The sequence below is a fragment of the Streptomyces xinghaiensis S187 genome (genome assembly GCF_000220705.2).
Lineage (GTDB): Bacteria > Actinomycetota > Actinomycetes > Streptomycetales > Streptomycetaceae > Streptomyces > Streptomyces xinghaiensis.
This window is the reverse complement of the sequence record NZ_CP023202.1, coordinates 1549547-1571435: the sequence shown is the minus strand read 5'-3', so window position 1 is coordinate 1571435 and position 21889 is coordinate 1549547. Positions and strand designations below refer to the sequence as shown.

General features: G+C 73.6%; 20 protein-coding genes and 2 pseudogenes. 11 read left to right on the top strand and 11 right to left on the bottom strand.

From position 1 onward, the window contains the following. Positions 1-146: 146 nt before the first annotated feature. The 8 genes from SXIN_RS06630 to SXIN_RS06590 all read right to left on the bottom strand — a co-directional run bounded on the left by SXIN_RS06630 (position 147) and on the right by SXIN_RS06590 (position 10070). Positions 147-2087, bottom strand: coding sequence for an ABC transporter permease subunit (locus SXIN_RS06630; RefSeq protein WP_192883559.1), 1941 nt, complete (start codon positions 2085-2087; stop codon positions 147-149). Positions 2088-2227: 140 nt separating this feature from the next. Further along, positions 2228-3739, bottom strand: a complete 1512-nt coding sequence (locus SXIN_RS06620; protein ID WP_095756729.1) for an ABC transporter substrate-binding protein — start codon at positions 3737-3739, stop codon at positions 2228-2230. 94 nt (positions 3740-3833) lie between these two features. After that, complete coding sequence (locus tag SXIN_RS06615; protein ID WP_019711105.1) at positions 3834-4370, bottom strand: GNAT family N-acetyltransferase; 537 nt, start codon at positions 4368-4370, stop codon at positions 3834-3836. A gap of 246 nt (positions 4371-4616) precedes the next feature. Next, positions 4617-5426, bottom strand: coding sequence for an SDR family oxidoreductase (locus SXIN_RS06610; RefSeq protein ID WP_019711104.1), 810 nt, complete (start codon positions 5424-5426; stop codon positions 4617-4619). Further along, positions 5423-6430, bottom strand: a complete 1008-nt coding sequence (locus tag SXIN_RS06605) for an NADP-dependent oxidoreductase (protein WP_019711103.1) — start codon at positions 6428-6430, stop codon at positions 5423-5425. Before SXIN_RS06605 ends, SXIN_RS06610 begins: the two co-directional genes overlap by 4 nt. A gap of 128 nt (positions 6431-6558) precedes the next feature. Next, the gene (locus SXIN_RS06600; RefSeq protein ID WP_238153694.1) at positions 6559-7353 is read right to left on the bottom strand and encodes a phosphodiesterase; all 795 of its coding nucleotides are present in this window, start codon (positions 7351-7353) and stop codon (positions 6559-6561) included. A gap of 288 nt (positions 7354-7641) precedes the next feature. After that, the gene (locus SXIN_RS06595; RefSeq protein ID WP_019711102.1) at positions 7642-9087 is read right to left on the bottom strand and encodes a glyceraldehyde-3-phosphate dehydrogenase; all 1446 of its coding nucleotides are present in this window, start codon (positions 9085-9087) and stop codon (positions 7642-7644) included. Between the two features lie 170 nt (positions 9088-9257). After that, on the bottom strand, positions 9258-10070 hold the full coding sequence (locus tag SXIN_RS06590; protein ID WP_019711101.1) for a DedA family protein: 813 nt from the start codon (positions 10068-10070) through the stop codon (positions 9258-9260). Between the two features lie 461 nt (positions 10071-10531). On the opposite strand from SXIN_RS06590, the gene SXIN_RS06585 reads away from it, so the two are divergent. The 5 genes from SXIN_RS06585 to SXIN_RS06565 all read left to right on the top strand — a co-directional run bounded on the left by SXIN_RS06585 (position 10532) and on the right by SXIN_RS06565 (position 14401). Then, positions 10532-10792: a type II toxin-antitoxin system Phd/YefM family antitoxin gene (locus tag SXIN_RS06585; RefSeq protein ID WP_019711100.1), complete on the top strand. Its 261-nt coding sequence runs from the start codon at positions 10532-10534 to the stop codon at positions 10790-10792. Further along, positions 10789-11043 carry a Txe/YoeB family addiction module toxin gene (locus tag SXIN_RS06580; protein ID WP_019711099.1) on the top strand — a complete coding sequence of 85 codons (255 nt, stop codon included), beginning with the start codon at positions 10789-10791 and terminating at the stop codon, positions 11041-11043. Before SXIN_RS06585 ends, SXIN_RS06580 begins: the two co-directional genes overlap by 4 nt. 216 nt (positions 11044-11259) lie before the next feature. Further along, positions 11260-12480 carry an RNA-guided endonuclease InsQ/TnpB family protein gene (locus SXIN_RS06575; protein WP_039823574.1) on the top strand — a complete coding sequence of 407 codons (1221 nt, stop codon included), beginning with the start codon at positions 11260-11262 and terminating at the stop codon, positions 12478-12480. Positions 12481-12948: 468 nt separating this feature from the next. Then, positions 12949-13293: a hypothetical protein gene (locus tag SXIN_RS06570; protein WP_019711097.1), complete on the top strand. Its 345-nt coding sequence runs from the start codon at positions 12949-12951 to the stop codon at positions 13291-13293. A 472-nt stretch (positions 13294-13765) separates the two neighbouring features. Beyond that, positions 13766-14401, top strand: a complete 636-nt coding sequence (locus SXIN_RS06565) for a DUF4360 domain-containing protein (protein WP_039823564.1) — start codon at positions 13766-13768, stop codon at positions 14399-14401. A 335-nt stretch (positions 14402-14736) separates the two neighbouring features. Here the strand turns inward: SXIN_RS06565 and SXIN_RS06560 are convergent, their stop codons facing one another. After that, a complete protein-coding gene (locus SXIN_RS06560; protein WP_095756728.1) occupies positions 14737-15000 on the bottom strand; it encodes a hypothetical protein in 264 nt (87 codons plus the stop codon). Positions 15001-15136: 136 nt separating this feature from the next. On the opposite strand from SXIN_RS06560, the gene SXIN_RS06555 reads away from it, so the two are divergent. After that, complete coding sequence (locus SXIN_RS06555; protein ID WP_192883558.1) at positions 15137-15562, top strand: cell division protein SepF; 426 nt, start codon at positions 15137-15139, stop codon at positions 15560-15562. 134 nt (positions 15563-15696) lie between these two features. Then, positions 15697-16107 (top strand): annotated as a pseudogene (locus SXIN_RS06550) (ATP-binding protein); the annotation flags it as partial. A 59-nt stretch (positions 16108-16166) separates the two neighbouring features. Here SXIN_RS06550 and SXIN_RS06545 read toward each other — a convergent pair. Beyond that, a complete protein-coding gene (locus SXIN_RS06545; RefSeq protein ID WP_039823562.1) occupies positions 16167-17381 on the bottom strand; it encodes an RNA-guided endonuclease InsQ/TnpB family protein in 1215 nt (404 codons plus the stop codon). Positions 17382-17613: 232 nt separating this feature from the next. Here SXIN_RS06545 and SXIN_RS06540 point away from each other — a divergent pair. The 3 genes and pseudogenes from SXIN_RS06540 to SXIN_RS06530 form a co-directional block, all read left to right on the top strand. Continuing rightward, positions 17614-18288 (top strand): annotated as a pseudogene (locus SXIN_RS06540) (hypothetical protein); the annotation flags it as partial. Further along, positions 18251-18688: a nucleotide pyrophosphohydrolase gene (locus tag SXIN_RS06535; protein WP_095756727.1), complete on the top strand. Its 438-nt coding sequence runs from the start codon at positions 18251-18253 to the stop codon at positions 18686-18688. The pseudogene SXIN_RS06540 and the gene SXIN_RS06535, both read left to right, overlap by 38 nt. Before the next feature lie 119 nt (positions 18689-18807). Beyond that, positions 18808-19284, top strand: coding sequence for a DUF6099 family protein (locus SXIN_RS06530; protein WP_019706374.1), 477 nt, complete (start codon positions 18808-18810; stop codon positions 19282-19284). A gap of 178 nt (positions 19285-19462) precedes the next feature. Here the strand turns inward: SXIN_RS06530 and SXIN_RS06525 are convergent, their stop codons facing one another. Next, the gene (locus tag SXIN_RS06525) at positions 19463-20386 is read right to left on the bottom strand and encodes an LLM class F420-dependent oxidoreductase (RefSeq protein ID WP_019706439.1); all 924 of its coding nucleotides are present in this window, start codon (positions 20384-20386) and stop codon (positions 19463-19465) included. Positions 20387-20897: 511 nt separating this feature from the next. Here SXIN_RS06525 and mmuM point away from each other — a divergent pair. Then, positions 20898-21854 carry a homocysteine S-methyltransferase gene (gene mmuM / locus SXIN_RS06520; protein WP_019711091.1) on the top strand — a complete coding sequence of 319 codons (957 nt, stop codon included), beginning with the start codon at positions 20898-20900 and terminating at the stop codon, positions 21852-21854. Positions 21855-21889: the final 35 nt, after the last annotated feature.

Sequence of the window (21889 nt, the reverse complement as noted above, 5' to 3'; positions counted from 1 at the left end):
TCCTGGTTGGGGGTGTGGAGGCGCATATGGCGGCACGGCGTGCCTTCCGGTCGATTCCGCCGACCGGCCGCCGTCAATGAGTCTCACGTACGCGACAGCCCGTGAACAGGGTGATATTTGCGTTTTCAATAACTGTCTTGATCTCGTCACCCGGTGTCCGGCGAAGGCCGTCCTGCGCCCCCGGCCCCCCGCGCCCCCGGACCCCGTGCCTGCGACGGCCCCCGCCCCTCCGGCCCGGAGCCGCCCCGGAGCCGCCCCGGGCCGGGCAGGCGCACCCCGCCCGCCGCCGTCACCGCCAGCGCGCCGAGCAGCGCGAGGACGGCGGCCGGGGCGAGCACCGCCCACGGGGCGCGCTCCGCGTACGGCTGGTTCTCGGCCAGCAGCAGGCCCCACTCGGGAGACGGGGGCTGGGCGCCCAGCCCGAGGAAACCGAGGGCCGCCAGGCTCAGCGCGATGCCCGGCAGCCGGAGCAGCGCGTGGCGGGCCACGGACGGCAGGACGGCCGGCAGCAGCACGCGGGCCAGCAGGAATCCGGGTCCGGCGCCGAGCGCGCGGGTGGCCGTCACATGGGTGGCCGCCCGTTCCTGGCGCAGCAGGGCGGACGTGTGGGCGGCGAGCGGGGACCAGGCGACGACGGCCACGGCCAGCGCCGGGGTCCACGGGCCGCTGCCCGCGGTCCCGGTGACGAGCAGGCCGGCCAGGACGGGCGGTACGGCGTTGACGGTGTCGGCCACCGGTCCGGACAGCCGCGGCAGCAGCCCCAGGAGCACTCCGGCCGCGAGGGCGGCGGCGCTCACCGCGCAGGCCGTGCCGAGGGTGGTCAGCGCGCCGTGCGCGGTCCGGGCCAGGATGTCGCGCCCGAGGGCGTCGGTGCCGAACGGGTGGGGCGCGGACGGGGACTGGAGGCGCGCGGTGGTGTCCAGCACGAACGGGTCGTGCGGCAGGCCGAGGCCGATGACGGCGAGGAGCACCGCCCCGTACAGCAGCGGCAGGGCGCGGGGCGCGGAGGCGGCCGGACGGTGCAGGCTGTGCAGGGCGCCGCCGCGCAGGGCGGGCCCGATGAGCAGCCGGGTTCCGAGCCGGGCCAGGGCGCCGGCGGTGGCCGCGAGCAGGACGAGGGCGAGCACACCGGTCTGCAGGACGGGCAGGTCCTGGGCGAGGGCGGCGCGCAGCGTCAGCCGGCCGAGCCCCGGGATGTCGAAGACCTGTTCCACGGCGACCGACCCCGCGGTCAGGCCGACTACGAACAGCCCCGCGTTGGGCAGCAGTCCGGGCAGGCAGCGCCGCACCGTGTGCCGGGCCACGGACCCCGGGGGAATGCCGCGCGCGGCGGCGGCACGGGCCCACGGCTCGGCGAACGCGGCGGGCAGCAGATCGTCCAGCATCCGCCCGAGAACCGCCCCGGCGGGGAGGCCCAGGGCGAGCGAGGGCAGCACCATCCACTGCGGGCCGTACCAGCCCAGGGCGGGCAGCCAGCCGAGTCGCACCCCGACCACCGAGGCCAGTACGGACGCGACGAGGAACTCGGGCAGGGCGGCGAGCACGGCGGGACCGGTGCCGCCGAAACGGCCCGCGCCGCCCGCGCCGCCCGTGTCACTGGCGCGGCCCGTGCCGCTGCCCGCACTGCCGCCCGCACTGCCGCCCGTGCCGGGACCGCGCTCGCCGAGCCGGCGCCGCGAGCCGAGCCACACCGTCCGCGCGCACACCGCGGCGGCCGTGGCCACGGCGACCGCGAGGGCGCCGGCCATCAGCAGCAGCGAGACCCCGAGCGCCTGTGCGACGGCGGGCAGCACCTCCGTACCGGAGACCCAGGAGCGGCCCGCGTCGCCGTGCGGCAGCCCGCCCAGCCAGCGCCCGAGCAGCATCAACGGTCCGTCGTCGAGGCCCAGTTCGTCGCGGATGGCGCGCAGCGTCGCGGGGTCCGGGTCGCGCTCCGCCGAGCGCGCCCTGAGCACGGTCAGCGCGGGGTCGGTACGCGCCAGCCAGGGGAGCAGCCCGATCGCGCACACCAGGGCCGCCATGAGCACGGCGCGCCACAGCAGGGACGGACCGCCGCCCCGCGCCAGGGTGCGCAGGACGGCGGGCATGCCCCCGGTGCGGCCGGCCCGGACGGCGCCGTCGGCGGCGCCGGCCCTGTCGGTGCGGCAGGTGCTGCTGCCGGTGTTAGCGGGGCGGCCGGCGCTCCCGGTGCCCCCGTAGCCACCCGCCTGGCCGGACGCGGCGGCGGTCAGCGCCGGGTCCCCGTGGAGACGAACTGCCGTTCGTACGGGTCGAGCACCGTCCCCTTCACCGACGCGGCGACCCCCGTGACGGCCTTCAGGTGCACGAGCGGGATCTCCGCGTCCGTGCCGAGGATCGCCGCCTCGGCCTTCATGGCGGCGTCCTGCCGCTTGGCGGGATCGGTCTCCGCCCGGGCGGCGGCGATGAGCCGGTCGGCCTTCTCGTCGCACAGGAACGACAGGTTGTAGCCGCCGTCGCAGGTGTAGTCGCTCACCAGCACGCTGACCGGGTCGCCGGTGTCCAGCATCATGTTGCGGGAGGCCACGACGGCGTCGAACTTCCCTGCGAGCAGGTCGCTTTCGAGCCGTGCGTAGGTACGGACCTCCAGCTCGACCCGGAATCCCGCCTTCTCGAGTTGCTGCTGGAGCACTTGGGCGGTCTCGGCCAGTTCGGGGCGGTCGTCGTACGCGGCGAGGGTGATGCGTGTGCCCCTCGGGTCGGTGGCCTCCGCCTGCCCGGCCGGCTCGTCGCGCTTGCCGCCGGCCCAGGCCAGGGCGGGTCCGTAGAGGCCCCGGGCGGGCTGGGCGTGCCCTTCGTGGACGCCCTCGGCGACGGCCGAGGCGTCGACGGCCTCGCGCGCGGCGGCCCGCAGCCCGGCGTCCGTGAAGGCTCCGGAGCCGGTGTTGAGACGCAGGCTGGTGTTGCGCGCGGTGTCCGTCTCGTGGACGGTGTCCTCGTCCAGGGAGGCGATCTGGGCGACGGGGAGCGACTCGGCGATGTCCGCGTCGCCGGTGCGCAGGGCGTTGGCGCGCGCCGTGCCGTCGGAGACGAACCTGACGTCGATCCCCGCGGCTTGGGCGCGGCCGCCCCAGTAGTCGTCGAAGCGGTCGAGGGTGGCGGCCGTGTCCCCGGTGGTGCCGGTGAGTTCGAAGGGCCCGGTGGCGGTGCCGGCCGGGTTGACGGTGCCCTTCTCCCCGTACGCCCCGGGCGAGAACACCGAGAGGCTCGGGTTGCTCAGCCGCAGCGGCAGCACCGGGTCGGGTTCGTCGGTCCGCACCCGGACCCGGTCCCCGCCCACGGCGTCGGCGGTCAGCCGCACACCGGACAGCGCGGCGGGGGCCGGGGAGGCGCCGGCGGCGTGGTTCAGGGAGGAGGCCACGGCCTGCGCGGTGACCTCACCGCCGTCCTGGAACGCGGCCTCGCGCAGCGTGAACACCCAGCTCCGGCCGCCCTTCTCGCGGCTCCACGACTCGGCGAGCGCGGGCGCCGCGGCGCCGTTCGCGTCGAGCCGGGTCAGGCCCTCGGCGACGCCGAGGCGGGACAGGGCGAAGGCGTCCTGGCCGTGGGGCGAGTAGTTCTCGGTCGGCTGGAAGGCGAGGACGACGCGCAGGCGCCCGCCCGCACCGGAGGCGGACGGGTCCGAGGAGGACGACGACGCACCGCCGGCGGAGAAGCAACCGGAGAGCAGGGGGGCGAGCAGCAGCAGTCCGGCGGTCAGCCGGCTCCGGGGCGATGTCATCGTGTCTCGTTCTCGTCTTTCCGGTGTGTTCGGGGGCGCGGGGCGCGACCGGCCACATCGTAAACGATTGTCGTTTTCATTTACGCGCCGGGGGTCACGGCATCGGAATCTCGAAGTGGAGGACCCCCTGCCCGCTCCCCGGCTCCTCCTCCCGCTCGTCGCACACCAGCGTGCCCAGCGACCGCCACAGCGCCTCCGCGCCCGGCGACGCGGGGTCGGTGTGCAGGTAGACCGAGCGGTAGCCGCCGTCGGCCGCGGCGAACTCCATCAGCTCGCCGACGAGTTGACGCGCGAGCCCACGGCGCCGGTACTCCGGGCGCACGTACACGCGCCGCAGCTGGGCCGTCTCGCCCGACGGGTAGCGCTCGGCCAGCGGGCGGGGGTTCGGCGGGTGTGCCGGGCCCCGCGCGTCCAGCGCTGCCGTGGCGGCGACGCGCCCGTCGCGCTCGTCGACGGCCACGAGCAGTGTGTGCCGGGGCGGGGTCAGGTAGAAGCGCCCGGGATCGATGATGTCGGCGTGCCAGTGCGGCACGTACCCGGTGCCGAAGTCCCGGTAGACGGCGTCCAGCATCACGGCCCGAGCCTCGCCGAGGTCGTCCGGGGTCGCGGTTCTGATGCGGGATTTATGCATCTGCACATCATATGCAATAAGAGCCCGGCCGTTCGCTCGCGGCCCGGTCGCCGGCCCGGCGCTCCCGCTTTCCCGCGTTGTCCGGGCTGGACCCCACACCCCTCGAACGCGGAGAGCCCTGCCCGTCCGAAAGGACCGGCAGGGCTTCGTGCTCCGCCCGACGGTGGCACCACAGGGCCACCGCAGGCCGGGCCGGACGGCGGGGCCGGACAGCGGCGCCGGACGGCGGCCGGCCCGTGGCTCCCGTCAGCCGGTGGCGGCCTCTCCCGGGCCCGGCACGTTGCGGAAGCGGAACGGCTCCGGTTCGCGGCCGGGCTGGATGAACCAGCACTCCCCGGTGGCGTCCCCGGTGAGGATGCGCAGCACCGTGTCGGCCACGACCTGCGCCGGGATGATCGGCAGGTGCTGCGAGGAGAGCATCTCCCGGATCGGGTCGATGATCCGCGACTCGGCGAAGCCCGGGCAGATCGCGTTGAAGCGGACCCCCTCCGGCGCCAGCGCCGGGCCCAGCGAGCGGGCCAGGCCCACCACGGCGTGCTTGTTGGCGGCGTACAGCGGGTCGAACGGCACCGCCGTCAGGCCCGCCAGGGAGGCCGTCGCCACGATCGAACCGCCGCCGCGGGCCCGCAGCGCCGGCAGCACGGCGTGGGCGCCGTAGACGACACCGTCGAGGTTGGCGCCCATCGCCCGGCGGTACAGGGCCGGGTCGAAGTCGTCGCCGATGCCGCAGCCCGTCGCCACGCCCGCGTTGAGGAAGGCGATGTCGACGCCGCCGCAGCGCTCCACGGCGAAGTCCACCAGGGCGCGGTTGGCGTCCAGGTCCGAGACGTCGCAGGCGCGGAAGTGGCCGCCGACGAGTTCGGCCACCTCCTTGCCGCCCGCCGCGTCCAGGTCGGCGACGACGAGCTCGGCGCCCGCCTCCGCCAGCGTCAGCGCGGTGGCGCGGCCCAGGCCGGACGCGCCTCCGGTGACGACGGCGACCTTGCCGCTCAGCGGCTTCCCCGGCTGCCCCTGCTGCCCTTCCGCCCGCTCTCCGGCGGGTCCCGCGGCCGTCACGACAGCTCCAGGACGAGCTTGCCGACGTTCTCGCCGCGGAAGAGCATCTGCAGGGTCTCCGGGAAGTCGTCCACGGTGCCCTTGACCACGTGCTCCTTCACCTTGAGCCGGCCGTCGCCGATCCAGCCGGCGATCTCCTGCGCGGCCTCCGCGTAGCGCTTGGCGTAGTCGAACACGACGAAGCCCTCCATGCGCGCCCGGCGGACGAGCAGCGAGAGGTAGTTCGACGGGCCGCTGACCGGCGTCTCGTTGTTGTACTGGCTGATGGCGCCGCAGATCACCACGCGAGCGCGCATCGCCAGCCGGGTGAGCGCCGCGTCGAGGATCTCGCCGCCGACGTTGTCGAAGTAGACGTCGATGCCGTCCGGCGTCTGCTCGCGCAGGGCCCGCTTGACGTCCCCGGCGCGGTAGTCGATCGCCGCGTCGAACCCGAGTTCGTCGGTCAGCAGGGCGCACTTCTCCGCGCCGCCCGCGATGCCGACGACCCGGCAGCCCTTCACCTTGGCGATCTGGCCGACGATGGAGCCGACCGCGCCCGCGGCGCCGGAGACGACGACCGTCTCGCCGTCCTTCAGCGCGCCCACGTCCAGCAGGCCGAAGTAGGCGGTCATACCGGGCATGCCCAGCGCGCCGAGGTAGGTCGAGGCCGGCGCCAGGCCGACGTCGATCTTCAGGGCGCCCTTGCCGTCGGAGACGACGTGCTCCTGGACGCCGAAGGTGCCGACGACGTGGTCACCGGGCCGGTAGTCGGGGTGGTTGGAGGCGGTGACCTCGACCACGGAACCCGCCCGCATCACCTCGCCGAGGCCGACGGGCGGCAGATAGGAGGGCCGGTCGTCGAGCCAGCCGCGCATCGCGGGGTCCAGCGAGATGAAGCGGGTCCGCCCGGCGAACTGTCCCTCGCCCGGCTCCTCGGCGGGCGCCGTGGCGTGCTCCCAGTCCTCGGGCCGTACCTCGCCGACGGGACGTGCTGCCAGACGGATCTGGCGGTTGGTCGCTGACATGAAGCCTCCTGTTGAGTGCCGCGCAACCAGCACCATACCGACCGGTACGTACGATGCGGCGTGTGGCGTGCGCCACAGCGGGCGCCGGGACGGTGCCGGGGGCGCCCGCCACCGCGGGCGGCCCTCCGTCACCCGGGCGGCCGTCCGGTCGCGGAGACCGGGCGGGGCGGCAGGCCGGAGCGGCCGGACCGGGAGCCCGCGTAGGCCGACTCCCGGAAACCGCTGAGGCGGGAGGTCGGCCGCAGGCCCGGCAGGGCGTTGAGATACGGGTCGTACGAGGACGTGGACCCGGGCGGGGCGTCCGACGGCGGCCCGGTGGCCAACGTGCCCAGGGCGCGCCAGGGTTCACCGTCCCGGACGGTGCAGAGCACGAACACGAGGGGTTCCGTCCGCAGTGCCTGCCGCAGCCCGGCCAGATCGCCGCGGACGCGCGGCGAGCCCGGGGCCGGCGTGAGGGCCAGCAGGCGGCGGTGGGCTCCGACCCGGTAGGAGAGGAGCGTGGAGTACGGCCCCGCCATGGCGTTCCTGCGGGCGAGTGGCAGGTGGCGGGTCCGGCGTCCGCCGCCGCTCGTGGTGAACAGCAGGTCCAGCGGACGGCCGGGACCGCCCGCGTCGGTCACGCGGAGCGCGAGGCCGAGCCCGTCCGGACACCATGCGGGCACACCGGCCGCCCGCGACCAGCGGACGTCGGTCCGGTAGCGGCCGGGCCGGTCGAGCCAGGGCTCGCCCAGGGCCGGGCCCGCGGGGGCGACGGCCAGGGTGCCGGTGAACCGGACCCCGGAGGGGTGCAGCGCGGGCGCGCCCCGCCACCGCGCCACGCGGCCGGCCAGGGAGGCGGTGGCGCGGTGGCGGAGGGCGGGGCCCTGCGGGCCTTGCGGGTCCGGTGGGCCCGGTGGGTCCGGTGGGTCCGGCGAGGCCGTCATACGCGATCTCCCTCACTGCCGTCCGCCGCGGCGCTGTGTCACCGCGGCGGGTGGGAACGTCGCGGAGGCGGGTGCCCGCGTCGCGCCCGGTGAACCGCCGCCCCCGGCATGTCGCTGCTCGGGGGCGGGTGTGCGGCGCGGGGGAGGGGGGGCGGAAGCGGCCGGCCCCCGTCACGCCGCCCCGGCCGGCGGAACGGCGGACGGGACGGCGGACGAGGGCCGCGGGCGGGCGCCCGGCCCGGGAGGCAGCCAGCCCGGAACCGGACCGCCCGGAACCGGACCGCCGGATCAGACCGCCGGGGCCGGGTAGGTCGGGTACTCCACCCCGGAGACGTACTGGACGACGCGGACGACCTGGCAGGAGTAGCCGAACTCGTTGTCGTACCAGAGGTAGAGGATCGCGTTGTCGCCCTCGACCTTGGTGGCGCCGGCGTCGACGATCGAGGCGTGACGTGAGCCGATGAAGTCGTTGGAGACGGCGTCGGGGGCGCTGGTGAAGTCGATCTGGCGCTTGAGCGGCGAGGTCAGCGACACCTCGCGCAGGTGGTCGAGGACCTCCTGGCGGGTGGTCTCCCGCGCGAGCTGGAGGTTGAGGATCGCGATCGAGACGTCCGGCACCGGGACGCGGATCGAGCTGCCGGTGATCTTCGCCTGGAGGTCCGGCAGCGCCTTGGCGACGGCGGAGGCGGCACCGGTCTCGGTGATGACCATGTTGAGCGGCGCCGAGCGGCCGCGGCGGTCGGACTTGTGGTAATTGTCCAGCAGGTTCTGGTCGTTGGTGAACGAGTGGACGGTCTCCACATGGCCGCGCAGCACGCCGTACTCGTCCGCCATCGCCTTCAGCGGCGGGACGATCGCGTTGGTGGTGCAGGAGGCGCAGGACAGGATCTGCTCGTCCGGCTTGATCGTGTCGTGGTTGACGCCGTGGACGATGTTGGGCACGTCGCCCTTGCCCGGGGCGGTGAGGACGACCTTGTCGATGCCGGGGCGCAGGTGGTTCGACAGGCCCTCGCGGTCCCGCCACCGGCCCGTGTTGTCGATGAGGATGGCGTCCTTGATCCCGTACGCCGTGTAGTCCACCGAGGTCGGGTCGTCGGAGTAGATCACCTTGATCTCGTTGCCGTTGGCGACGATCGTGCTGTTCGCCTCGTCCACGGTGATCGTGCCCTGGAACTGGCCGTGGATGGAGTCGCGGCGCAGCAGCGAGGCGCGCTTGACGATGTCCTGGCCGCCGCCGTTGCGGACGACGATGGCGCGCAGCCGCAGGCCGTTGCCGGAGCCGGCCTTCTCGATGAGCAGCCGGGCGACGAGGCGGCCGATGCGGCCGAAGCCGTAGAGGACGACATCGCGCGGCTCACGGCGCTCGATCTTGCTCGCACCCGTGGCCCCGGCGACGGCCTGGGCGGTGAACTCCTCCACCGACAGCCCGCGGTCGTCCGCCTTGTACGTCGCGGCGAGCATGCCGATGTCGATCTGGGACGGGCCGAGGTCGAGCGTGGTGAGCGTCCGCAGGAACGGCATCGTCTCGGTGACGGACAGCTCCGCGCCGGCGATCTGGCGTGCGAAACGGTGGGTCTTGAGGATGCTCACCACCGACTTGTTCACGAGGGAGCGGCTGTGCAGCAGGACCGTGACGTCCCGCTCCCGGTGCAACTTCCCGATCATCGGGATCATCGATTCCGCGATCTCTTCGCGGTTCTTCCAGTTGGTGAACGAGTCCACGGTGGCAGTCACTGGTCCATCTTTCGAGCTAGGCGGTGCTCATATGCTAACCGGCTGCTCTTCCGGTCCTTCCGGCGGTATGCCTGGTCGGAGCGGGTGTGACCGGGGCCGTGGCCGCGCGGGACGGGGCGGGGGTGCCGCCGGGACGAACCGGTCCGGCGCGGTGGGGAGTTGCCGGGGGTTCACTCGGGGCGCGCGGTGGCGCGGTCCCCGCTCCGCTCCCCGGGCCGGCCCCGCTCCCCGTCGTCGTCCTGCTCCCGGCCGCCGCCGGAAGCCCCGTCGCCCGCGCCCGCGCTTCCGTCACCGCCTCCGTCACCCTCACCGTCTGCGGTGCCGCCACGGCCGTGCTTCCCGTTCCGGCCGTGCCTCCTGCGGCGCGTCACGAGATGGACGACGAGCGCCAGCACCACGGCGGCCAGGACGATCTTGGAGGAGAGCCCCACATACGTCTCCACCACGTGCCAGCGGTCCCCGAGCCAGTAACCCGCCATGATCAGGGCCGAGTTCCACAGCAGGCTGCCGAGGGTCGTCAGCAGGACGAAGACCCGGAAAGGCATCCGCACCACTCCGGCCGGGACGGAGATGAGGCTGCGGAAGACCGGCACCATGCGGCCCAGGAAGACCGCCTTGGTGCCGTGCCGCCCGAACCACGCCTCCGTGCGCTCCAGGTCGGCGGGGTTCAGCAGCGGGACCCGCACCCACAGCCGGTGCAGGCGCTCCTGGCCGAGCCACATCCCCGCCCAGTACAGGAGCACCGCGCCCGTGACCGAGCCCAGCGTCGTCCAGAAGATCGCCGAGGGCAGACCGAGCACGCCCCGCCCGGCGGCGAAGCCGGTCAGCGGCAGCACCACCTCGCTGGGCAGCGGCGGGAAGATGTTCTCCAGGGCGATCGCCAGCCCGGCCCCCGGCCCGCCAATCGTCTCGACGAGATCCGTGGCCCAGCCCGCGAGGCCACCGGGGGACTGCTGCGCCTGGGCCGAGATCATGCCGTGCATCCGTGGTCTCCCGTCAGCGGGTCGGGTCCTGCCGGTGAGAGCGCCCGCCCTCCATGGCACTCCGGTCCCGGGACGCGCCCCCGCCGGACGCCGCCGGGGCCCGCCGGACCGCGGCGGGCGGAGCGGCGACGCGGGCGGCGGCCGGGGCGGGGCGCCCTCTGCGGCCCCGTTCCCGGGTGCCGCCGCCCGCCGCCGGGCCACACCCCCGGAACGGTGCGGTCGGCGCCGTGGCGCGCCGGCCGCGCTGTGCCCGGTGGCCCGGTATGGGCTGATCAACGGCCATCAGCGGCCTTCTTGCCCGTTCCGGCGCCCCGAAACCGCCGGCCGCCGCGTCCCGCTGCCCGAGGGGGCGACCGCACCCGGCCCGTCGTGTCCGTGCGGCCGGGCGCAGTCGATCACTGCTGCTCGCACTTCTCACTGGTACAATTTCCTGTACCACTCGAAAAGGAGGGGGTGCGGCCGTGTCCATCACCGCCAGTGAAGCCCGAAAGAATCTTTTCCGGTTGATCGAAAACGTCAACGACGATCGGTCTCCGGTGCACATCACTTCCCGTAACGGGAATGCCGTGCTGCTGTCCGAGGAGGACTTTGCCTCGTGGCAGGAGACGATCTACCTGCTGCGGTCGCCGGCCAATGCCCGCCGGTTGGCTGAGTCGATCGCGGAAGCGGAGGGCGGCAGGACGGAGCCCCGAGAGCTGATCGAGGTCGACGACGCCGAGTGAAGACCGTATTCACCGAGCATGGTTGGGCCGACTACGTGCACTGGGCCGAGACGGACCGTCGCATGACCAGGCGCATCAATCGGCTCATCGAGGAGAGTAAGCGGGATCCGTTCACCGGCATCGGGAAGCCGGAGCCGCTCAAGGGGGATCTCAGCGGCTACTGGTCCCGGAGGATCGATGAGGAGCACCGGCTCGTCTACCGGGCCAAAGGTGACGAACTCGTCGTCGTCCAGGCGCGGTACCACTACTGAGAGCTGAACCGGTGCGGTCCCCGGCTCGGGCGCGCGTAGCGTCGCCGCTCAATCCATCAGACCTTCTTTCGAGGGGACCGCCGGCTTCAGCCGGTGGGGGAATCGAATCCTTGGGCCGGAGCCGCGCAGCGGCGGAGCACGCTGCGTTGTCAGTAAGGGCCGGTAGCGTGAGACACCGGCGTTGGTCGGGGGAAACTGCGGGGAGGTGGGGTGGGTGTGAGGCGGGCGTATCGGTTTCTTCTGCGTCCCACGGTCCGGCAAGAGCGGGCGCTGGTGGAGATGTTGCGGGATCACTGTTCCCTGTACAACGGGGCGTTGCAGGAGCGTCGTGATGCCTACCGGCACAGTTCCCGGACCTCGGTGCGGTATGGGGATCAGTCGGCGCAGTTGAGGGAGATCCGGGCGTTCGATCCGGAGCGTCAGGGCCGGTGGTCCTTCTCGAGCCAGCAGGCGACCCTGCGCCGTCTGGACCGGGCCTTCCAGGCTTTCTTCCGGCGGGTGACGGCCGGTGGCACCCCCGGATACCCGCGCTTCAAAGGGGTTGGGCATTTCGACACGGTCACCTTTCCCCGGGACGGGGACGGCTGCCGGTGGGATTCCACCCCCCACGACGCGCAGACGCGTGTCCGGCTGCAGGGTGTCGGGCATGTCCGCGTTCACCGGCACCGGCCGGTGAAGGGCCGGGTGAAGACGGTCAGCGTGAAGCGGGAGGGGCGTCGCTGGTACGTGATCCTGGCCTGTGACGAGGTGCCTGCCGAGCCGCTGCCGCCGACCGGGAGCAGGGTGGGTATCGACCTGGGGACGGTCCACTTTTTCACCGACTCCAGCGGCCACCACGTCGCCAACCCCAGGTTCCTGCAGGTCTCGGCCGAGGAACTGGCCGCAGCGCAGCAGCACCTGGCGACGTTCCCCCAGCGCACGCGGCGTCGTACGAAGAAGCATCGTGCTGCGGCCCGCAAGGTCGCGCGCCTGCACGCGAAGATCCGGCGCCGGCGTCTGGACCACCACCACAAAGCCGCACTCGATCTCGTGCGCGAGCACGATGTGATCGGGCACGAGCGGCTGAACACCGCGGGCATGACCAAGGCGCCCGCACCCCGGCCCGACCCCGACCGCGACGGTGCGTTCCTGGCGAACGGTGCCGCGGCGAAGGCCGGGCTGAACCGCAGCATTCTCGACGTGGGTTGGGGGCAGTTCCTGAGGATCTTGGCGGACAAGGCTGAAAGCGCCGGTCGCCGTGTGATCCCGGTGAACGCCCGCAACACTTCCCGCACCTGCCCACCGGAGATCGGCGGATGCGGGCACGTGGCCAAGGAGAACCGCGTCACCCAGGCGAAGTTCGAGTGCGTCAACTGCGGCCTGGTCGCGAACGCCGACCACGTCGGCGCACTCAACGTCAAACACAGGGCCGGGCTGGTCCTCTGCGCCGGTGCCTAGCCACCGACACAGGAAGCCCGCGACTTCAGTCGCGGGTGGAGTCACGACTGCGTGACCGGTGGAGTGCTTGGCTTCGCGTTCCTGTCGTCTACGCCTGTCTTCCGCGGCCGACGGGTGTGGAGGGCGGGGGGTTCTTGCGCAAAAACATGAAACCTCTTTCTGGTCAACTTGTCGAGCGGCGTGGCAAGTTGTCGCCGGTGTGCCCTTCGCTGGCATTTATGCCCGGTCGATCAGCCTGGCCCGGGCAGGCTCTGCCCTGATGTTCGCCGGTTCCCGTGCTGTGTCGGCAAGGGCTTGCCCTCCGTCCGGACGGCGTTGAGCTGTGTGGGGAGCCGTCCTCTCTCTCTTTCAGTCGGTGGGATGGGGAAGCGCGCCCACTCTTGCGCAAGTGGCGCAATTTCTTTCAGGCTCCATGCGCCGCTCCTACGCTCGGGCTCGTTCCGTTCGGCACGTCGAAGGAGGGTCCCCATGTTCACCCTGTCGCGCTCGATCGCACGGGCCTCGGTGCCGGTGCTGCTGGCCGCCGCCGCGGGACTCGCGCAGCCCGGTGCGGCGTACGGCGCCCCCGCCGGTGAGCAGGAGGAGACGGTCTCGGCGGCGGCGCCCGCCTGTGTCCAGTACGCGGCGAGCTGGCGCTACACGTTCGTCACCAACAACTGCGGCACCCCGCAGCGGCTCACCGTCCGCTACCGCGATGCCGCCACCCCGCCCTGCCGGACCGTGAACCCCGGTGACACCGTGACGTTCCCCGGGTACGGCGTCGGCGGCGACGAGGTGCTGGGAGTGGACCTCTGCTCGTGCGAGACCGGTTGAGGTCCCGTCCGGTGCTCCGGAGCGTGCGTCCGCGCGGCCGTCTCCCCGGTCCGCCGGACCGGTCCCGCGCCCGTGCGGCCGCCCCGCGGGGGCGCTTTCGAGACGTCGCGGCATCCCGGGGAAGCCGGGGTGCCGCTTCTCTTCCGCGCCGGGGTCCGCACCCTTAACATGGGAGCGCTCCCACCCGGTCGGCCGGATCCGGAGCGTGCGACACCCCACGCCCGAGCCCCGAGCCGGCCGCCCTCCTTCGCCCGCCCGCGCGGACACCAGTTTCTCCCTCATGCCGAGGCTGACCGCCTCGACCGGACTTCGCGGGCGCGGCGGACGCGCGTACGGCATCGTCGGGAGCGCCGCGCGCGCCAGCAGTGACCGGCCGGGAGCCCGGTGTTGACCGAGGCCCGGCACAGATCCGATGTCAGCGGGGCGGCGCCGGGGTGGCGCGCCGGGCCCCGTACGAATCGATTGGAGAACCATGTCTGGTGTTCTTGCCGCCGGCGGCGCGGCCGCGGCGTTATTCGCCTCTGTGCTCGCGGGCCAGAGCGCGCCGGCGGAAGCGGCCGTACCGGCCGAGCAGGCGCAGGTCGGCATCATCACCGTCAACGGCTCGGGTTGCCCCGCGGGTACGGCCGCCGTCGCCGTATCACCGGACAACTCGTCCGTGATCGTGAGCTACAGCGACTACCTCGCCCGGACGGGGGCCGGCGCCGACGCCGCCGACCAACGCAAGAACTGCCAGCTCGCCCTGGACGTGCGGGTCCCGTCGGGCTGGACGTACACCATCACCGGTGCCGAGCACCGCGGCTACACCCACCTGGAGAAGGGGGCCACGGGCCTCCAGCAGTCGCAGTACTACTTCCAGGGCTCCTCGGAGACGGCCGTCAACTCGCGCAGCTTCGCCGGGCCGTACGACGGCGAGTGGCGCATCTCGGAGAACACCCCGGCCGCCGAGCAGGTCTGGGCGCCCTGCGGCGCCAAGCGGCTGCTGAACATCAACACCGAGCTGCGGGTGGACGCCGGCTCCTCGGGCGCCAACGCGGCCAACATCATGGCCATGGAGTCGACCAAGGTCCCGGGCGCCACCTACAAGCTCAAGTGGAAGCGGTGCTAGGACCCGGCTGACGGGATGTCCGCCGGCGCGCCCGCGCGCCGTACGGACGGGAGGCCGCCCACCGGCCAGGGCTCCGGCCGGTGGGCGGCCTCCGCATGTCAATTTTTCTCCCGGTCTCTTCTTCGTGGTCCGCGTACCTCCCTGTACGGCTCCGCTGCCCGCCGTGCGTCCTCGGCCGCGACGCGGTCCGTGGCGGCGGCCCGGCGGCGCCGGTTGAGGACCACCGCGCCCACGGCGAGGGCCGCGAGGGCCGCGCCCGCCGCGCCGGTGGTGGTCCGCCGTGGTGGAGGCGGCCGACTGCTCCCCGGCCGAGACCACCTTCCGGGTTCCACCGGTCACGTCGCGGCGCCGTCAGCGGCCGGGGCGGCGTGCTTCCCGTGCCCGGCCTGCTCCCCGCCGACCGGGTGCCCGCCGTGGACCGCCTGCCCGTCCGGGACCGGCTCGGCACCGGTGTCCTCGGACGTCTCCCCGGCCACCGCGACCTCGCCCGCGGACAGCGCACCGGAGCCCAGGCCGGTGACCTCCCGCCTCCGGCGCGGACGCGGCGCGCCCCGGACGGCTCCGTCCCCGCGCGCCTCCGGTACCGCCGCGCATGCCACTGCCGCACCCGCCGGGCAGGGGGCCGGCGGGACGAACAGGACATCTCCCGGGGCGTCTTGTGTGGCTTCGCCCCGGGTGTCAGTGGTTCTCAGTAGTGTCTTCGCATGTGTATTTCCCGGCTCCGGGGCAAGAACGATGCCTACGAGCCCACCACTAGGAGGTCAGGTGAACGGCCGTTACGACGTCACTGATCAGCAGTGGGAAGGACTCGCCGAGGTCGTCCCGCTGCGCGGCGACACCGCATGGCCGTCCTGGCCGGGCCACCCGGCGCTGCCGGGCGAGGAGGAACGGGTGGCGGACACGCGCCGGTTCGTGGTGCTGAGGGTGCAGATCTTCGCCGACGCGCGCGATGTCGCGGAGCATCTCATGGGCCGTACGCCGGTGCTGCTGGACCTCACCGGCGCCGACGCGGATGTCGCCAAGCGCATTCTCGACTTCTCCAGCGGGGTCGTCTTCGGCCTCGGCGCGGGGATGCACCGGGTCGACCGGGACGTCTTCCTGCTGACCCCGGCGGGCACGGAAGTCGCCGAGCCCCGGCTGGGCGCGGGGGCCCGGGAGTAACGGCCGTGCGGGCAGCGGGAGTTGGGAATCGATCCGGCGAGGTGGTCCTTGGGGCCGTCGCCGCGTACCCCGATCGTAGGAAGATCCGGACGATGTAACGGTTCGCCGTGTGACGGGCCGCTTACGGTCCCGCCATGGATCTCGACCTGCCCATTCCGCCCGCCCCCGTCCGGCCCGTTCTCACCGAACTCCGCCTGCCCGCCTATAAACGGCACCGCGGCACCGTGCTCCCGCTCGCCCCGCTGACCTTCCTCACCGGCCCCAGCGGGAGCGGCAAATCGGCCGCCCTGGAGGCCATGGCGGCGCTGGCGCGGCTGGGCGCGGGCGCCCCGCTCGGCGAGGTGTTCCCCGACCCGGCTTCCTGCGTGCCGGAGTGGGCGGCGGCTGGCGGCCGGCAGGGGCGCGGCTTCCGGATCGGCTGCACGGTCGACGGCCCCGCCGGTCCCGTCCGCCTCGACGTGGCCGTCCGGGCGGAGCCGGAACTCCGTCTCATCGGCGAGCGGTTGACGGCCGACGGCCGGGTCCTGCTGACCACCGCCCTCCGCTCCGTCCAGGCCGAGTGACTCCACCCACGACTGAAGTCGCGGGCTTCCTGTGTCGGTGGCTATGCACCGTCACAGAGGACCAGCCCGGCCCTGTGCAGGACGTTCAGTGCGCCGACGTGGTCGGCGTTCGCCACCAGGCCGCAGTTGACACACTCGAACTTCGCCTGGGTGACGCGGTTCTCCTTCGCCACGTGCCCGCACCCGCCCATGCTGTGTGGGCAGGTGCGGGAAGTGTTGCGGGCGTCCACCGGGATCACGCGGCGACCGGCGCTTTCAGCCTTGTCCGCCAGGATCCGCAGGAACTGCCCCCAACCCGCGTCGAGGATACTGCTGTTCAGCCCGGCCTTCGCCGCGGCGCCGTTCGCCAGGAACACACCGTCGGGGTCCGGACGGGGTGCGGGCGCCCGGGTCATGCCCGCGGTGTTCAGCCGCTCGTGCCCGATCACATCGTGCTCGCGCACGAGAGCGAGTGCGGCTTTGTGGTGGTGATCCAGACGCCGGCGCCGGATCTTGGCGTGCAGGCGCGCGACCTTGCGGGCCGCGGCACGATGCTTCTTCGTACGACGCCGGGTGCGCTTCGGAAACGTCGCCAGGTGCTGCTGCGCTGCGGCCAGCTCCCCGGCCGAGACCGCAAGGAACTTCGGATTCCTGACGTGGCGGCCGCTGGAGTCGGTGAGGAAGTGGACCGTGCCCAGGTCGATACCCACGCTGCTGCCCGTGGGCGGCAGCGGCTCGGCGGGCACCTCGTCACAGGCCAGGATCACATACCAGCGCCGGCCCTCCCGCTTGACACCGACCGTCTTCACCCGGCCCTTCACACTCCGGTGCCGGTGGACCCGGACATGCCCGACCCCCTGCAGCCGCACGCGGGTCTGCGTGTCGTGGGGAGTGGAGTCCCACCGGCAGCCGTCCCCGTCCCGGGGAAAAGTGACCGTGTCGAAATGCCCGACCCCTTTGAACCGCGGATAGCCAGGGGCGCCACCGGCCTTCACCCGCCGGAAGAACGCCTGGAAGGCCCGGTCCAGACGGCGCAGGGTCGCCTGCTGGGAGGAGAAGGACCACCTGCCCTGACACTCCGGATCAAACGCCCGGGTCTCCCTCAACTGCGCCGACTGATCCCCATACCGCACCGACGTCCTGGAACTGTGCCGGTAGGCATCACGACGCTCTTGAAGAGCCCCGTTGTACAGGGAGCAGTGATCCCGCAGCATCTCCACCAGCGCCCGCTCCTGCCGGACCGTGGGACGCAGCAGAAACTTGTACGTCCGCTTCACACGACCCCACCCCCCGTTTCCCCGCAGCCGACACTGACGGGTTCACGCTACCGACCCCCACTGACATTGATGGTGGTACGCAGGTTCCGGTGGTCGTGGCTCTCCCACTGACTGACGTCCTGCTGGACTGTCCTCCAGTTGTTCTGTCCGGCCGCTGGGACTTGTTGCTCACGGCTCCGGCCGGGCGGAACATGACCTCTTAGGAGCTTGGTCAGAAGCCCCCTCAATGTCCTGTCTGCGCCGCCCCGACCGGATGCGGTCACCGGCCGCCGTCGGCGAGGGCCGCCTGCGGGGCGGGTGCGGCAATCTCGCCGAGGTCCTGCGGCGCACCCGCGGCGAGTGCGGGACCCGGCACGCCGCCCTCGTCACCGCCTCCCGCACCGGCTGCGCCGGCGTCGTGGAGGATCTCGCCGACGGCACGGTACGGGCGGTGCTGCGGCGCGGCGCGCACGCCGCGACCCCCGTGGAGCGGCTCGGCGACGGCGAGTTGCGCTATCTGGCCCTGGCGCTGGTGCTGCTGACCGGGCCGGGCGTCCTGGACGTGGACCCGGTCGCGGAGGTGCTGTCGGCCCGCCAGGTGCTCACCGTCCTGGCGGACGACTTCGACCGCAGCCTGGACCGGCGGCAGACGGCGGAACTGCTGGCGCTGGCGGCCCGGATGACCCGGCGCGGGCACATCCGGCTGCTGGGCGCCCTGCGGGAGGGGACCCCGGTGCCCGGCGCGGAGGGGGCGGACGGGGCGGAGGGCGTGGAGGACAGGGAGGGCGTGGACGGTGCGGGGCGCGCCGGTGGACCGGAGGGGGCGGGCGGCGCGCGAGGGGCCGGCGGCGCCGGGGGAACGGGCGCGGTGCGGGTGGTACATCTGGCGGATGAACGAGACGACCCCCGGGGCCGGGACCGGCCGTGAACTGCCCGCGCTGCGGCGCCGGCTCGCCGCCTTCGCGGCGGCGCGCGACTGGCAGCCCTACCACACACCGAAGAACCTGGCGGCGGCGCTGAGCGTCGAGGCGGCGGAGCTGCTGGAGATCTTCCAGTGGCTCACGCCGGAGGAGTCGGCGCGGGTGATGGCCGACCCGGAGCGGGCGCACCGGGTCGAGGACGAGGTGGCCGACGTCCTGGCGTATCTGCTGCAGTTCTGCGAGGTGCTGGACATCGATCCGGCCGCGGCCCTGGCGGCCAAGATCGACCGCAATGAGCGGCGTTTCCCGGTGCCGGAGGGGCCCGGGCGGCGGGCGCGGTCCAGGGGGTCGGCGGGGCCGTTCAGGGATGAATCGAAGGACCGGAACCTTGATCGCAACTCTCCGTAGTGGAAAGCTAATCAACACGGGAACTATTGTCCACAGATTCGGAAAAACCCTGGTCTCCTGACTGTTGGTCAGTCACTCTAGGTGATGGCAGTGATCGCTCCAAGGAGGGAGGTGGACCCATGGACGCAGCTCGGCTGATCGAGGACACCCGGCACGGCCTCGCTCGGGCCCGGGCCCCGCAGGAGATCGTTGCCGAGGCATGGCAGGCACAGGCGCTGGCGGAGGCCGTGGGCACCCATCTTCTGCTCTACGGTCCGCAGGAGTTCGAGACCGAGGCCCGGGGACTGAGCGAGGCGGGCGGCCGGCTGCGCGGCTCCCTCCCGGAGACGGCGCGGCGGGCGGGCCGCGTGCGGGCCGCCCGGTTGTCGGACGTCCAGGACCAGCGGCGGGTGCTCATCGGGCTGGGAGCGCTCCTGGGCGAGGTGGGGATCGCGCTGGTGGGGGTGGCGTGCTCGGCCGAAGTGGAAACGTTCTACTGGCAGTGCATGGAAGTGATCGACGCGGTGGACGAGTCGGGGGACCGGGTCGGCGGACTGCTGCGGCAGCTCGAGGAGCTGGAGCAGCCGCGTTCGGACTCGGCCGCGTGGCCGTCCTGAGACCGCCACCGGGCGGCCCGGCGGAGCGGTGGCCGCCACCCCGGTGCGGCCGCCCCGGGCCGCCGTCCGGATCGGAGCCCGGATCGGAGTCCGGACTGGAGTCCGGTTGTGCCCGGCAGGCGCCGTCCGCCGCGCCGTGACACGGCGGACGGCCGCGCTTCCGCGTCCGCGCCCGGGCTCAGTCCAGCTGCGGCCTGACCTCGGTGGCGATCAGTTCCAGCTGGTCGAGGTCGGAGAGGTCCAGCAGCTGCAGATAGATCCGCTCCGAACCGGCCTCCCGGTAGCGGCCGATGCGCTCGACGATCTCGCCCGGTGAACCGCACAGCCCGTTCTCGCGCAGCTGGTCCACGTCGCGCCGGATCGCCTCGGCCCGCCGGGCGACCTCCGCGTCGCTCCGGCCCGCACAGATCACCAGGGCGTTGGAGTAGACGAGTTCGGACGGATCGCGCCCCGCCTCCTCGGCGGCGGCGCGGACCCGGGCGAACTGCCGCTCCGTGTCCCCGGGCAGCGCGAACGGCACGTTGAACTCGTCGGCGAAGCGCGCCGCGACTGCCGGGGTCCGCTTGGCCCCGAGCCCGCCCACGAGCACCGGCACCTTCCGCTGGGCCGGCTTCGGCAGCGCGGGGGAGTCGGAGAGCTGGTAGAAGCGGCCGTCGTAGTCGAAGCGCTCACCGACCGGGGTGCGCCACAGACCGGTGACGACCTCCAACTGCTCCTCCAGCCGCGCCAGTTTCTCCTTGGGGAAGGGGATGCCGTACGCGGCGTGCTCCTCGGCGTACCAGCCCGCGCCCAGGCCGAGTTCGACCCGGCCGCCGGACATCTGGTCGACCTGCGCGACCTGGATGGCGAGCACCCCGGGGAGCCGGAAGGTCCCCGCGGTCATCAGCGTGCCGAGGCGGATGCGCTCGGTCTCCCGGGCCAGCCCGGCCAGGGTGATCCAGGCGTCCGTCGGGCCGGGCAGGCCGTCGACGCTCCCCATGTGCAGATAGTGGTCGGACCGGAAGAAGGCGCTGTAGCCCAGATCCTCGGTGGCCTTGGCCACGCGCAGCAGGGTGGCGTAGCCGGCGCCCTGCTGGGGCTCGGTGAAAACTCGGAGATCCATGTCCCCATCTTGCCCGCGGAGTGCGGCGGAACCGCAGGGAACCGCCGGGTCCCGGACGGGTGGGGGAGGCGCCCGCCTGTGTACGAGGAGGCGCCGGAGCGGGCGGGACGGAACGGCGCCCGGCCGGCGGGGAGTCGGTTCGGCGGGCGGGGGCCGGGGATGCGTGGGTTCGCGCCGTCCCCCGGACCGTCGCCTGTCCGCTTCGGTCCGTCGCTGGTCCGTCCCGGCCCCGCCCCGACGCCTCCTCGGTCCGTCCCCGATCCGCCTCGGTCCGGCCCGGCCGGGGCCGGGCGGCGCGGTCGCGGTTCCCGGCCCGTAACCTGGAACGCCCGAGGTCAAGAGCGGGACCGCGCGGGCCGGGGCCGGTTCCGCCACGACGGACGCCGTCCCGCTCCAGCCCGCCCGTCCGGCTTCACCCGCCCGTCCCGTTCCGCACCCGGCCGCTCCGTCCCGTTCCGTCCAGCACCGACCGCCGCCGCAACCGTCCGTCCGAGTGAGGTGACCGCCCGCCGTGTCCGTACCCGCCCGCCCGCTCGCGGCCGCTCTCGCCGACGGGCCCGTCGTCCTCGACGGAGGGCTGTCCAACCAGCTCGCCGCCCAGGGGTGCGACCTCTCCGATCCGCTCTGGTCGGCCCGGCTGCTGGCCGACGGCCCCGGGCAGATCGAGGCCGCCCATACCGCCTATCTCCGGGCGGGCGCCCGGGTCCTCATCACCGCGAGCTACCAGGCCACCTTCGAGGGCTTCGCCCGGCGCGGCCTCGGCCGGGCGGAAACCGCGGAACTGCTGCGCCGCAGCGTGCGGCTGGCCCGCCGGGCGGTGGAACGGAACGCGGCGGAGCGGGACACGGCGGGGGAGGTCCACGTCGCCGCGTCCGTCGGGCCGTACGGGGCGATGCTCGCCGACGGCAGCGAGTACCGGGGCCGGTACGGGCTGAGCGTGCGCGCCCTGGAGCGGTTCCACCGGCCGCGGATCGAGGCGCTGGCCGAGGCCGGGCCGGACGCTCTGGCCCTGGAGACCGTCCCCGACACGGACGAGGCGGAGGCCCTGCTCGCCGCGGCCGAGGGCACCGGCCTGCCCGTCTGGCTGTCGTACACGGTCTCCGGTGCGGCGACCCGGGCGGGGCAGCCGCTCACCGAGGCGTTCCGGGTCGCCGCCGGCCGCGGGCAGGTGATCGCGGTGGGCGTCAACTGCTGCGATCCGCGCGACGCGGACGACGCGGTCCCGCTCGCCGCCCGGGTGACCGGCAAGCCCGTCGTCGTCTATCCGAACAGCGGCGAGACCTGGGGCGCGGCGGCCCGCGACTGGCGCGGACCGGGCACCTACGATCCGGCGCGCGCCCCCGTCTGGCGGGACTCCGGCGCGCGGCTCATCGGCGGCTGCTGCCGGGTGGGCCCCGAACGGATCGCGGAGGTGGCCCGGAGGATCGCCGGCGGCGACACCGGCGACACTGCCACCACCGGACCGTGAAATCCCGTGGTCGGGCGGGGTGCCGTCCGGCGATA

Coding starts and splice junctions, on each gene's coding strand:
- SXIN_RS06525 (WP_019706439.1), bottom strand. CDS start 20,386: ATGGATCTCCGAGTTTTCACCGAGCCCCAGCAGGGCGCCGGCTACGCC.
- SXIN_RS06535 (WP_095756727.1), top strand. CDS start 18,251: ATGAACGAGACGACCCCCGGGGCCGGGACCGGCCGTGAACTGCCCGCG.
- SXIN_RS06570 (WP_019711097.1), top strand. CDS start 12,949: ATGTTCACCCTGTCGCGCTCGATCGCACGGGCCTCGGTGCCGGTGCTG.
- SXIN_RS06565 (WP_039823564.1), top strand. CDS start 13,766: ATGTCTGGTGTTCTTGCCGCCGGCGGCGCGGCCGCGGCGTTATTCGCC.
- SXIN_RS06590 (WP_019711101.1), bottom strand. CDS start 10,070: ATGCACGGCATGATCTCGGCCCAGGCGCAGCAGTCCCCCGGTGGCCTC.
- SXIN_RS06555 (WP_192883558.1), top strand. CDS start 15,137: ATGCCTACGAGCCCACCACTAGGAGGTCAGGTGAACGGCCGTTACGAC.
- SXIN_RS06530 (WP_019706374.1), top strand. CDS start 18,808: ATGGACGCAGCTCGGCTGATCGAGGACACCCGGCACGGCCTCGCTCGG.
- SXIN_RS06630 (WP_192883559.1), bottom strand. CDS start 2,087: ATGCCCGCCGTCCTGCGCACCCTGGCGCGGGGCGGCGGTCCGTCCCTG.
- SXIN_RS06600 (WP_238153694.1), bottom strand. CDS start 7,353: ATGACGGCCTCGCCGGACCCACCGGACCCACCGGGCCCACCGGACCCG.
- SXIN_RS06620 (WP_095756729.1), bottom strand. CDS start 3,739: ATGACATCGCCCCGGAGCCGGCTGACCGCCGGACTGCTGCTGCTCGCC.
- SXIN_RS06615 (WP_019711105.1), bottom strand. CDS start 4,370: ATGCATAAATCCCGCATCAGAACCGCGACCCCGGACGACCTCGGCGAG.
- SXIN_RS06605 (WP_019711103.1), bottom strand. CDS start 6,430: ATGTCAGCGACCAACCGCCAGATCCGTCTGGCAGCACGTCCCGTCGGC.